The organism is Roseburia sp. 831b (assembly GCF_001940165.2).
GTDB lineage: Bacteria > Bacillota > Clostridia > Lachnospirales > Lachnospiraceae > Roseburia.
Genome location: NZ_CP135162.1, coordinates 2711029 through 2723410 on the forward strand (window position 1 = coordinate 2711029; position 12382 = coordinate 2723410).

General features: G+C 40.5%; 16 protein-coding genes and 1 pseudogene. All 17 read right to left on the bottom strand.

Annotation, left to right across the window (positions count from 1 at the left end):
* Position 1: 1 nt before the first annotated feature.
* The gene (locus BIV16_RS12465; protein ID WP_075680436.1) at positions 2–613 is read right to left on the bottom strand and encodes a TetR/AcrR family transcriptional regulator; all 612 of its coding nucleotides are present in this window, start codon (positions 611–613) and stop codon (positions 2–4) included.
* Between the two features lie 146 nt (positions 614–759).
* Positions 760–1182 carry a helix-turn-helix domain-containing protein gene (locus BIV16_RS12470; RefSeq protein WP_083625190.1) on the bottom strand — a complete coding sequence of 141 codons (423 nt, stop codon included), beginning with the start codon at positions 1180–1182 and terminating at the stop codon, positions 760–762.
* 124 nt (positions 1183–1306) lie between these two features.
* Positions 1307–1828 (bottom strand): annotated as a pseudogene (locus tag BIV16_RS12475) (ATP-binding protein); the annotation flags it as partial.
* A 53-nt stretch (positions 1829–1881) separates the two neighbouring features.
* Positions 1882–2742 carry a class I SAM-dependent methyltransferase gene (locus BIV16_RS12480; protein ID WP_242940371.1) on the bottom strand — a complete coding sequence of 287 codons (861 nt, stop codon included), beginning with the start codon at positions 2740–2742 and terminating at the stop codon, positions 1882–1884.
* Positions 2663–2980 (bottom strand): GNAT family acetyltransferase, encoded by a 318-nt coding sequence (locus BIV16_RS15770; protein ID WP_143524741.1) that lies wholly within the window; start codon positions 2978–2980, stop codon positions 2663–2665. The genes BIV16_RS12480 and BIV16_RS15770 overlap by 80 nt, the downstream gene beginning before the upstream one ends.
* A gap of 114 nt (positions 2981–3094) precedes the next feature.
* Entirely contained in the window at positions 3095–3205 is a 111-nt protein-coding gene (locus tag BIV16_RS15820; protein ID WP_083625192.1) for a hypothetical protein, read from the bottom strand.
* 1267 nt (positions 3206–4472) lie between these two features.
* Positions 4473–4886, bottom strand: coding sequence for an ATP synthase F1 subunit epsilon (gene atpC, locus BIV16_RS12490; protein WP_075680439.1), 414 nt, complete (start codon positions 4884–4886; stop codon positions 4473–4475).
* Positions 4887–4943: 57 nt separating this feature from the next.
* A complete protein-coding gene (gene atpD, locus BIV16_RS12495; RefSeq protein WP_075680440.1) occupies positions 4944–6332 on the bottom strand; it encodes a F0F1 ATP synthase subunit beta in 1389 nt (462 codons plus the stop codon).
* Between the two features lie 112 nt (positions 6333–6444).
* The gene (atpG, locus tag BIV16_RS12500) at positions 6445–7302 is read right to left on the bottom strand and encodes an ATP synthase F1 subunit gamma (protein ID WP_075680441.1); all 858 of its coding nucleotides are present in this window, start codon (positions 7300–7302) and stop codon (positions 6445–6447) included.
* Positions 7303–7384: 82 nt separating this feature from the next.
* On the bottom strand, positions 7385–8893 hold the full coding sequence (gene atpA, locus BIV16_RS12505; RefSeq protein WP_075680442.1) for a F0F1 ATP synthase subunit alpha: 1509 nt from the start codon (positions 8891–8893) through the stop codon (positions 7385–7387).
* Positions 8890–9456 carry an ATP synthase F1 subunit delta gene (atpH, locus tag BIV16_RS12510; RefSeq protein WP_075680443.1) on the bottom strand — a complete coding sequence of 189 codons (567 nt, stop codon included), beginning with the start codon at positions 9454–9456 and terminating at the stop codon, positions 8890–8892. The genes atpA and atpH overlap by 4 nt, the downstream gene beginning before the upstream one ends.
* A complete protein-coding gene (atpF, locus tag BIV16_RS12515; protein WP_075680539.1) occupies positions 9444–9959 on the bottom strand; it encodes a F0F1 ATP synthase subunit B in 516 nt (171 codons plus the stop codon). The genes atpH and atpF overlap by 13 nt, the downstream gene beginning before the upstream one ends.
* An 81-nt stretch (positions 9960–10040) precedes the next feature.
* Positions 10041–10295, bottom strand: coding sequence for an ATP synthase F0 subunit C (gene atpE / locus BIV16_RS12520; RefSeq protein WP_075680444.1), 255 nt, complete (start codon positions 10293–10295; stop codon positions 10041–10043).
* Between the two features lie 60 nt (positions 10296–10355).
* A complete protein-coding gene (gene atpB, locus BIV16_RS12525) occupies positions 10356–11075 on the bottom strand; it encodes a F0F1 ATP synthase subunit A (protein ID WP_075680540.1) in 720 nt (239 codons plus the stop codon).
* Between the two features lie 33 nt (positions 11076–11108).
* A complete protein-coding gene (locus tag BIV16_RS12530; RefSeq protein WP_075680445.1) occupies positions 11109–11540 on the bottom strand; it encodes a hypothetical protein in 432 nt (143 codons plus the stop codon).
* The gene (locus BIV16_RS12535) at positions 11521–11772 is read right to left on the bottom strand and encodes an AtpZ/AtpI family protein (RefSeq protein ID WP_075680446.1); all 252 of its coding nucleotides are present in this window, start codon (positions 11770–11772) and stop codon (positions 11521–11523) included. The genes BIV16_RS12530 and BIV16_RS12535 overlap by 20 nt, the downstream gene beginning before the upstream one ends.
* A gap of 113 nt (positions 11773–11885) precedes the next feature.
* The gene (locus BIV16_RS12540; protein ID WP_075680447.1) at positions 11886–12371 is read right to left on the bottom strand and encodes a deoxycytidylate deaminase; all 486 of its coding nucleotides are present in this window, start codon (positions 12369–12371) and stop codon (positions 11886–11888) included.
* Positions 12372–12382: the final 11 nt, after the last annotated feature.

Below are 12382 nucleotides of genomic sequence, written 5' to 3' on the forward strand. Positions count from 1 at the left end.
GTTAATCACCAGCTTCCACTTGATTCTCCGTACAAAACCATTTCAGATATTCATCCAGAAGATTTTTGGGTTCTTCATCATATCCATACTTCTGATCCAGTTCATAATCCATCAGTCCATGAACCGTCATTGCAAAGCTTACTGCACTCATATCAGCATTTTCAAAATGAAGCAGCTTATGTACTTCCATTGCATAAAATAGCTGTTTTGTTGCAATGATCATTCTCTCAGTTTCTTCCGCAACGATTCTTGCTGCCATCGGCTGGATGCTACGCTCAGAGTATATAACCTTATAAAATGTAAGCAACTTTTCCTGATGATTCATATTGACATAACCTTGCACCACTCCTTGCAATACTTCATATGCAGTTTTCCCTTGAAAAAGCTGGCTGAAATCCACAGGCTTTATATTGGCATTTTTCTTGGACTGCTCTCTGAGAAACTGATACATTGCTTCCACAATTTCATCCTTGGATGAAAAATGCTTATAAAGCGATGGCTTTTTGATACCAATCTTATCAGCAATCATACTCATGGAAACTCCCGCAAGTCCTTTTTCGGCAGCTAACTCTAACGTTGTCAGAATGATTTCTTCTTTTCTGTTTGTGCCCATTGTCATTCTCCATTATAATAATCATTCAATAGCCTGTAGGCTATCATTCGTTAGCTTTATAATAATACATCTATAGAGAATATGCAAGTCCTTTTCAATAAAGCGAATGCTATACTGATTGACTTGCATATTATAAGCTCATCTCTCTAATTGTCATTTTCTTTATTAAGATACAATATGGCAAATAGCACCATTAATCCAAGAAGTACCCATGGCAATGCAGCCGAAATAAAATCAATGAACGGGTTGCCGTCAAATACATTCCCAAGAATAATCATAACAACACCGATTACAATAGATATCCATGCAAATTTGATAACGTTATTTTCAGCTTTGGCTACTTTCATGTCTCTTTCAATTTTATTAAGCAATGTCGCATCTCCTTTCAATAATTCGTCCAGGCTTAAATCATATAATTCACTCATTCTTATAATGCTTACAATATCAGGTAGTGATTTTCCATTTTCCCAGTTAGAAATAGTCTGCCTGGAAACATTGAGGTTTTCAGCAACCTGTTCCTGTGTAAGTTTTTTTATAGTACGAGCATTTTTAATTTTATCAGCTATCATAATTCTGTATGCCTCCTTCTTCCATGAGATTACAGCAAATGTAGTAGTAACGTCTATCAAAAGGCTTTTACATATTAGATAAAAGCATGTAAAATTTCTTTTACATAGCTTAATTGCGTTCTATTTAGCGTGTTTCCTGACTACTCAGGAAAAATATTTCTACCCTCGCCCCACCTGTATTTTCAGAATTTGAAAGTTTAATCCCTCCGCCATATTTTTCAGCCACAGTTTTTGCAAAAAATAGCCCAATCCCATAATGGGCTTCTCCATTTCTACTTGTGTCATCCATAAAAAACTGCTCTGTGCCATGCAATAATGCTTCTTTTGTAAATCCTGATCCACTATCCTCCACAATGAATGTCAGCCGACCATCATGCTCCTTTGCACCAATATAAATGATTCCATTTTCTTTTGTATGCTCCACTGCATTCTGAATCACATTCATTACTGCCCGAAACATTTGATCATAGACAATCATTACCTTTTTATCACTTTGCTTTGCCTTCCAATCTATTTTCTGGTGATAGATTTCTGCCAGCCCAAGTGCCTGCTCCTTTATATCTGTAAAAAAATCTTCTAACATCACCGTTGTATAGGTAACATCACTGCAATTCCATGATTTTGTGACATCTATCAACTGTTTTACATTTCTTACTGAAATATAACCTAACAGAAAAAAAATAAAGATTTGATGAAGATTTATTCCCGTATGGAATAAACCATCAATTGAATATCATTATCAGAACTCGGCTTTCCACTGAAGTCAGCAAAGCTGTTACAAATACGAAGTCCTAATTTACCGAATATCTCCGTGATTTCATCCAAACTATATAACCTTATAGGATTTCCTTCTTTCATTTCAGGCTTATAAAGTGCTTCTCCATACATATAGTCTACCTGCCCATATATCAGCGTTTTTCTATCCTTCTCCCATTCAAAAGCAGATAATGTAAGTCCCTTTTCTCCTGCATCCCATAACTTGCAAGGGAAATGTGTTTGGGCATAGCTTCCATTCATGATATCCATAAAGTGCTTTCCACCATTTTTTAATGCTTTCGCAATGACAGAAAAAATCTTATGATTTTCCCCATCGTCTTCAAGATATCCTATTGCTCCATCCGCCATATTCAGCACAACATCAAATTCCTTATCAAATGTGATCGTGCGAATGTCCTGACAAATGAACTTTGCATTCAAATTTTCTTTTTTTGCCTGCTCGTTTGCAGAATCTATGTACGCCGGTGTAATATCAATACCGGTAACATCATACCCACGTCTGGCAAACTCCAGTGAGTGCCGACCAAATCCACATGCAAGATCAAGTATTTTTCCGTTCCTTTTAACTGTAACTGCTTGATTAGAAAATCTACTTGTCTGCCTGTATCTTCTACCCATGACATATTCTGAATATCCAGCGTCCAATTTTTCTGATACCAGTCTTTTTCCATTGCTTTCATCTAAATTTACCTCCTGCTTTTCATCATTCAAAAATCTGTCCCAGAAGTTTTTTCTTCTCCATATACGGGAACTCTCTATCAAATGCCTCTGCTTCCTTTTCATTTACCAGATACCCTGCCGGAGGTGCATACTCTCCTGTAATTCCATTAAGATATCCCGGTATCAGTTCTTTGCACAGAAAGAAAGATGCATCCTCGCCTTCCGGCAATCCATGATAGCGGATGCCAAACTCGCTTGCCTGTTTAAATCCGCTTTTTCCATAAAAATCAATATTTCCTTCAAAGCATACTGCTCCGCATCCAAGCTCTTTTGCTTTTTCCAGAGAATAATCCAGTAAAATCTTTCCATACCCCTTCCTCGTATTATAATCTCACAATCTGGTCGTAACCTGTATCATCTGCATCAATCTTATCTAGCATGAGAGCAGGACGGATTCATTTAACAGCATCTCATCCTACGACACATAATAAATCTCTTTGTAAAATGTCTTGCAGTTGTAATCATTTACAGAAACACCTTTCAGACACACCTGACCACTTGTCGGCTTGTACAAGCCTAAAACCATCTTTAAAAGAGAATTTTTTCCACTGCCATTCTCGCCTTAAATCAGAATGTTCTCAATTTTCCCCTGTAATTTTCCGCCCCAAAAGGAACCTCCATAAGCTCCACAATGTTATCAAAAATTGGAATATTTTTAGAATGACCGGCAACCACTATGTAAATCTACCCACAGAATAAATAACTACAATTGTAAAAGCGGTATAGGTCTAGTTAGAGAGTACAAACTTGAACTTGTCCTTACTCTTTTGCACATTTTCTCTGTAATTGCTGCACCATAAAACCTGATAAATACGCTCACGCATATTCCATAACAACTTATTCCCGATACGCATATACAGCTTCATATTAAGTAATGACAGCAGGCAAAGCACTCCCTATACAGCAATAAAAAGCAGCAAACATTTCTTTTACTATTCTTTTGTAACTTCTCATCAAAACTCCCAATCTTTTCTTGTTCCTTAAAAACGCCATCTTTCATTATAATTTTCTTCCATTTTCCTGTCAAACACTCTGCCACAACGGCTTTCGGTGGTTTCATAGGTTCTCTGAATTTTCTACTCCATTGCCTTGAGGACTTTAGGTGTTTTTACAGATTTTCCCAATTTTCTACTCCATTGACTCAACTGCTTTAGGTGTTTTTACAGACTTTCTCGGTTTTCTACTCCATTGCCTTGAGGACTTTAGGTGTTTTTACAGATTTCCTGGATTTTCTACTCCATTGACTCAACTGCTTTAGGTGTTTTTACAGATTTCCTGGATTTCCCACTCCATTCGCCAAAATAATTAGAGTTATTTTTACAAGAATATACCAAAAACACCTAATGCGTATTTCATTCTTCCATACGCAAGTGCCCCTTATAACATCCATGTGTCAACGGATAGCTGACAGATTAATTGTTTGCAAATTGTACAAAGGTAAAATTATTTTTATAACCTTGGAATCCGGGGAACAAAAGGAAACTTACAAATTAGTTGTTGACAAATTGTACAAAGGTAAAACTATTTTATAACTTTGGAATTCGGTGGGAAAAGGCAAATTACAAATTAATTGCTGGAAAATCATGTAAAGACAAAAATTTTTTATGACTTTGAGGGAATACTGGATAATCTTAGTATTCCTCAAGACATCCAGTGATGTTCTGCCATGAATGTCCGAATTTTGCCAGCAAAAAAACTGTTAATTACCTTGCTGGCACCACCGAATCCTGGAAAGCAAAAAAAGGAACCATGCCCCGGCAATGCCGTTGCATGGTTCCTTTTCCTTGCAAAATTTATTTTCGATCTGCTACGTCCAGACGAACGAGTGCTTTTCGAAGTGCAAACTCTGCACGTTTTACATCAATTGCTTCTGTCTTATGTGCAAGACGTTCTTCTGCACGTTTTTTCGCTGCTTCTGCACGTGCGGTATCAATCTCATCCGGCCATTCTGCAATTTCTGCAAGAAGTGTCACCTTATCTGGCAGAATCTCTGCAAATCCGGAATAAACTGCTGCCGTAACTTCTTTCTCCTCTTCGTAAATTGTTACGATTCCTGGAGCAATGACAGTCGTCAGCGGAATGTGTTTTTTGTACACACCTATTTCACCTTCTGATGTATTAAATTCAATCATCGAAGCCTCGCCTTTGTAAAAAATACGGTCTGGCGTGATAATCTCTACATCAAAAATTTTATTCTCATCTGCCATTTCTTAATAGCCTCCTTGTTCTGCGGAGCAAAATACCTCCATCATTGATGCATGTTCCTACTGCATTCTTGCACGAACTTCATCAATTGTTCCCGCATTCAGGAAGTAACTTTCTGGAACATCATCATGTTTTCCTTCGAGAATTTCCTTGAAGCCACGGATTGTCTCGCTGATTGGAACGTATTTTCCTTCCAGACCGGTAAACTGTGTTGCTACGGAGAATGGCTGGGATAAGAATCTCTGAACCTTTCTTGCGCGGTTTACAACCAGTTTGTCGTCTTCGGACAATTCGTCCATACCTAAGATTGCGATGATATCCTGAAGTTCTTTGTATTTCTGTAAAATCTCCTGAACTCCACGGGCTACTTCAAAATGTTCCTGTCCAACGATATGTGGATCCAGGATACGGGAGGTGGATCCTAATGGGTCAACGGCTGGATAAATACCTAACTCTACGATTGAACGGTCCAATACGGTTGTCGCATCCAGATGTGCGAAAGTTGTAGCTGGAGCCGGGTCAGTTAAGTCATCCGCCGGTACATATACAGCCTGTACAGATGTGATAGAACCACTCTTTGTAGAAGTGATACGCTCCTGAAGAGCACCCATCTCAGTCTGTAAGGTTGGCTGGTAACCTACGGCAGAAGGTACACGTCCTAACAACGCAGATACCTCAGAACCTGCCTGTGTGAAACGGAAAATGTTATCAATGAATAACAATACATCCTTTCCACCTTTGTCACGGAAATACTCAGCCATGGTAAGACCTGTCAGAGCAACTCTCATACGTGCTCCAGGTGGCTCGTTCATCTGTCCGAACACCATGGTGGTCTTATCGATAACTCCTGATTCTTTCATTTCATAGTAAAGGTCATTTCCTTCACGGGTACGTTCACCTACACCGGTAAATACAGAATATCCACCATGCTCTGTTGCAATGTTGTGAATTAACTCCTGAATTAATACGGTTTTACCTACACCGGCACCACCGAACAAACCGATTTTACCACCCTTCTGGTAAGGGCAGAGAAGGTCAACGACTTTAATTCCTGTCTCTAACATCTCCTGTGATGTAGACTGTTCTTCGAACGCTGGTGCTTTTCTGTGGATTGGCCAGTGCTCTACATCCTGTGGTTCTTCAACGTCATCAATCGGATTTCCCAATACGTTGAACATACGTCCTAATGTATTCTCACCTACTGGTACACTGATAGGACCACCAGTTGCAATTGCTTCCATTCCACGAACAAGTCCATCGGAAGAACCCATGGCGATACATCTGACTGTATCATCACCCAAGTGCTGAGATACTTCGACAACTAACTTGCCACCATCTTTGGTTGGCACTTCAATCGCGTCGTTAATCTCTGGCAGGTTGCCTTCTTGAAATTTAATATCAATAACGGCACCGATAATCTGGGTAATCTTACCAATATTATTTGCCATCGCTTATTTCTCCTTGTACTGTTGTTATTGTCACACTCTCATATCAGACATTCCACCATTGCTTTTGTGCAAGCACAAGCAACAAGTTCTTGTCTGTTACCCAAGCTGTTTATCATGATATTGCAGAAGCACCAGCTACGATTTCCGTTAATTCCTGCGTAATCGCACCCTGACGTGCTCTGTTATATTTCAATGAAAGATCACTAATCATATCCTCTGCATTGCTGGTCGCAGAATCCATTGCCTGCATTCTGGCACCATTTTCACTTGCTACGGCTTCCACTAAAGCACCATAGAAAAGACTTGTCACATACTTTGGAATAATCATGTCAAGTGCCTCTTCTTCGTTCGGCTCATAGCTCATCATGACATTCGAATCCGCCTCTTTTGCGCTATCTTCCGGCACTTCCACCGGAAGTAACTTCATGAGCTTTGGCTCATGGCTTACCGTATTTTTAAAATGCGTATAAGCAAGATAGATTTCTCCAATGTCACCTGCTACAAAGGCATCTAACACCTCTTTGCAAAGTGCTGCTGCATCTTCATAAGCCGGAGATTCGATAATATCTGAGGCATCTTTTTCAATGTGATATCCACGTCTTTCTAACGTCTCTCTTCCCTTGTTACCAACTGCATAGATGAGAACGTCCTCTTTTGGAAGATCGCTTCCCGTAATCAGTTTGACAACATTGGAATTGTAGCCGCCGGCAAGACCACGGTTTGATGTGATTACCACAACCGCGATTTTCTTGGAGTCCCCCGCTTTTAAATACGGGTGATTGATGTTGCCGGATTTTGCAAGCATGGAGCTTACGGTACGATACATATAATCAAAATATGGTGTCGTCTGTTCTGCTCTGTTTCTTGCTTTCTGCAGTTTAACGGTAGAAACAAGTTTCATGGCTTTCGTGATCTGCTGCGTACTCTGTATGCTGCTTTTTCTGCGTTTGATGTCTCTCATTGAGGCCATCGTTTCCTCACTCCTTCCTGCTTCAACTTGTAAGAAAATCTCTGTTAAGAAATCTCCCTAGCGCGAAGGTTCTTCACGCTTTCTACTTTACGAAATCTTTTTTGCATTCTTCGATTGCCTGGATTAATTTCTTCTCAGTATCCTCTGTGATTTCTTTTGTCTCACGAATAGACTGTGCTACTTCCGGATACTTGGTATCTACTAATTCAAACAATGCGCTTTCAAATGTTAAAATATCTTCTACTGCAATATCAAGCAAGTATTTCTTGGTTGCTGCATAGATAATCATAACCTGTTTTTCAACCGGCATTGGCTGATACTGTGGCTGTTTTAAAATCTCACGGATTCTTTCACCCTGAGCCAGCTTCTCTGTCGTATCTGCATCCAGTTCAGAACCAAACTGTGCGAAGGATGCAAGCTCACGGTACTGCGCTAACTCAGTACGGATTGGTCCTGCAATCTTCTTCATCGCTTTAATCTGAGCCGAACCACCTACTCGTGATACGGAAAGACCTGCGTTGATCGCTGGTCTAAAACCAGAGTTAAACATATCTGTTTCCAAATAAATCTGACCATCTGTGATGGAAATTACATTCGTAGGAATATAAGCAGAAACGTCACCAGCCTGTGTCTCGATAATTGGAAGGGCTGTTAAGGAACCTCCACCTAATTTATCGGAAAGTCTTGCTGCACGCTCTAACAATCTGGAATGTAAGTAGAATACATCACCCGGGTAAGCTTCACGTCCTGGTGGTCTCTTAAGAAGCAAGGAAAGTGTACGGTATGCAGTCGCATGCTTACTTAAGTCATCATAAATGATTAAGACGTCCTCTCCATTCTCCATCCACTCTTCACCCATTGCACATCCTGAATATGGTGCAATGTAAGTCAATGGTGCTAATTCGGATGCCGTGGATACAACTACGGTTGTATATGCCATAGCACCGTGTTCTTCTAATGTTTTTACAAGGGCTGCTACGGTAGAAGCCTTCTGACCGATGGCAACGTAAATACATTTTACGTTCTGTCCCTTCTGATTGATAATCGTATCAATTGCAATCGCTGTCTTACCGGTCTGTCTGTCACCGATAATCAACTCACGCTGTCCACGTCCGATTGGAACCATGGCATCGATTGCCTTGATACCTGTCTGTAACGGTGTATCTACGGATTTTCTGGAGATAACACCGGATGCAACTCGTTCTACCTGACGGAATTTGTCGGTCTCAATAGGTCCTTTTCCATCGATAGGCTGTCCTAACGCATTTACAACACGTCCTAATAAAGCATCCCCGACCGGAACCTCAACTACACGTCCAGTAGTTTTTACAGTATCACCTTCGTTGATATTTCTGCTGTCACCGAGTAATACGGCACCAACGTTATCTTCTTCAAGGTTCAATACCATTCCATATACTTCGCCCGGGAATTCCAAAAGTTCGCCTTGCATTGCATTGTCAAGACCGTGGATACGTGCAATACCATCTGCTACCTGGATTACAGTTCCCACATCAGCAACTTCGAGCTGCGCTGCATATCTTTTAATCTGCTCTTTGATTACGGAACTAATTTCTTCTGGTTTTAAATTCATGGAGCGCATTCACCTGCTTTCAACTGTATTTTGGATAATTCACGTGTCAGATCTGCAAGCTTCGTACGAACACTGCTGTCCACCACGCGGTCGCCGATGCGGATTACCAGTCCACCGATAATTGCGGCATCAACGTTATAATGCATTTCAAATGTTACATATTTTGTTGTCTCAAGAAGACGTTTCTCAATGGCACTCTTCTGAGCATCTGTAAGCTCCAGTGCGGAAGTCACATATGCGGTACCAATGTTACGATATTCCTTTACCTCATCTATAAAGTAAGTAAATACGCTGTCAATCTGTTCAAAATGACCCTTATCCACAATCATTCTGATGAGTCCTACTAATTCCCGTGAAACTTTTCCGGAAAAAATGTCTTCTACAACTTTTATTTTCTCTTCTTTTACGACTTTCGGATGACTCATTAATTTGAAAAGATCCTGGTTCTCATCAATCGCAGCTTTCACTGCCTTGACTTCCTCTAAAAACTGATCCAGTTTATCTTCTTCCAGGGCTACCTCAAACAACGCATCACCGTATGTCTTTGATACTAGCTTTGCCATGTTGAATCACCCATTTCTTTCAATGTTTCTTCCACCAGCGTATCCTGAATTGAAGTATCAATCTGAGCCGCAACCACTTTTGCTGCCATCATAGATGCAATTGATACCATCTCCTGTTTCACATCATCCATCGCACGTTTCTTGGAAAGCTCTGCTTCCTCGTTTGCTCTCTGGATAATACGAGCAGCCTCTTCCTTGGCTTCGCTCTCAATTCTGGCTGCATTGCTCTGCGCCTTTTTGCGAGCATCGCTTAAGATCTGTTCTGCTTCCTTGTCAACCTCTTTCAGCTTCTTCTCATACTCTGCTTTGACTGCTGCTGCATCTTCTTTGTCTGCTTTGGCGGTATCGATATCTTCTTTGATTCTGTTCTGTCTGTCCTCCATCATCTTACGGGCAGGCTTGAACAACAGATATGTCATTGCCAGGAATAAGAAAAATACAGAAATTGCAAGCAAAACGGTATCATGCAAAAGCTGTGGGTCAAGATTGAATAGTCTTGTCATCTCTCCCAAGGTTTGGCCTCCTTTCCGCTAATTTATGATTTTTCTCTTATCAGTAAGAGAGTCTTGCATCTTTTCTGACGCTTACACTAATGGTTTTACGAAAAGTAAAAGCATTGCAACCAACAAACCATAAAGACCTGTTGTCTCTGCTACGGCCTGACCTAAAAGCATGGTTGACATAACATCACCTTTTGCACCTGGGTTTCTACCTACAGCTGCTGCTGCGTGTCCTGCTGCGATACCCTGTCCGATACCAGGTCCGATACCAGCGATAACTGCTAAACCTGCACCGATTGCTGAGCATGCTAAAATTAAATCTTCTCCTGTAATATTCATGTTGTAAATCCTCCTTGAATTGAGTTTTTGGATTCCTTTTGCGGAATCTTTTTTTGTTTTTTATTCACTTTCATAGTTCTGACTGATGTAAGTCATCGTCAGCATACAGAATACATACGTCTGAATTGCTCCTGAGAACAAATCAAAGTATACGTGGAGTGCTGCAGGCCAGATAATTGCTATCTTGCTGAGCAATCCGTAAACCAGCGCCATCATAACGGTTCCAGACAATACGTTTGCGAACAAACGTAATGATAAAGAGATTGGAACTGCGATTTCACTGATTAAGTTGATTGGAAACCAGATTGGTAACCAAGGTGGTAATGGGGAACACATGTCCTTCCAAATCTGCTTCATTGGCAGATTCTTAAACTGCGTTACGTGAATAAGGACAAACGTGATCAGACCGAGTGCAAATGTTGTACCATAATCTGCAGTTGGCGGTCTTAAACCAAACAAACCGGAAATGTTGCTCGCCAGAATGAAAATAAAAATCGTGCTGATGTAGTTCACAAACTTCGGAGCCGCTTTCTTTCCCATTGTAGAATAGACAACTCCATCCAGCTTTTCAACGATCAGCTCAATGAAATTCTGAAACGTATCCGGCACTTCTGTTGCATGCTTTATCTTGCGGTTCGCTACGATTGAAAAAATCAGTAACACCATCATAACAATAAAGATGCATACGTGTGATGTGGTAATCCAGACGGTCTGTCCAAAGATCTTATAGGAAAAGATTCCATGTATCATAAAATCAATGTCGTCGGCGCCTGAAGCCATCAAAATTGCATTATTCACAATTTCACCTCCTTATTAAATTTCACTATTCTTACTGTCTGAAGGCACATCACCTCTTCCTGTCAGTTTTAAAATAGCTTTATGTGTAAAGGGTTGCAGGTACGCAGCTACCTTTAAGCCCATCACTCCTAAAAATGCGGTAATCAGATTACCAAGTTTAAATTTCATCATGACAAAAAAGACAATCACGACAATCAGATAACGCAAAATAGATTTGGCAATAATCTTCGCCTGCGCATGGTTCTGTCCGACAAGCCCTACGGCATCCTCAAGCACAATCGCCATATTCACAGCCATTCCAGCTGCAAGTGCGATGCCAATCAAAAGCCCCGTCGAGTAGCGAAGTTTGTCCGCCACAAACCAGACACCTATAAGCTCCACTGCCAGTCCATATAAGATAATACCCAGAATCAGTTCCGGTAATGCTTCATTTATTCTTCTTAACATGTTTTCTGTCCCTGCTGCTATCCTGTTCGATGATTTTCCTTGCCATCTTAAAAACACTCGTAAAACCGGCAAGTGCTCCTACCAAAAAAAGCGGGATTGTAATCCACATGATGTCGTATTTTCTTCCAATCCACACTCCAAATAACGTACACATCAGAATGGGAACAATCATATTCAGCCCAAATTGCAAAATCAGGGTAAGCGATTGAAAAATCCGATTTGCATTCTTCATAAAACTCTCCATTCTCTGTGAATCTTTTTCGTCTGATAAACAATAATTGCCTATCATTAGAATTATAACATGAAATCAGTCAAAAGTAATAGACCGTTTTCGTAAAATTCGTGTCATAACTCGACAATTATCTTGCGATTTGTGTGTTTATACTGTTCAATTTCGACCCCTGCTGTCGTAAGCATCTTTCTCGATGCAACTACGGATGGAGTTGTTTCGTATTTGTTGCAGTCATACACAAGTCTCTTGATTCCTGCCTGGATAATGGCTTTTGCACATTCATTACACGGAAAAAGTGTCACGTACATGGTTGCACCTTCTAAACTTCCTCCCCTGTAATTTAAAATTGCATTCAGTTCGCTGTGGGTTGTATAAAAATATTTGTTTTCAAGCGGGTCGCCCTCACGGCTCCAGGGAAACTCATCATCCGAACAGCCCAACGGAAATCCGTTGTATCCCATTGACAGAATTTTGTGGTCAGAGCTTACAATACACGCTCCAACCTGTGTATTCGGGTCCTTTGACCGCATCGCTGAGAGCATTGCAACTCCCATGAAATATTCATCCCAGCTTATATAGTCTTCTCTTTTTCCACTCATCATAATCTCCA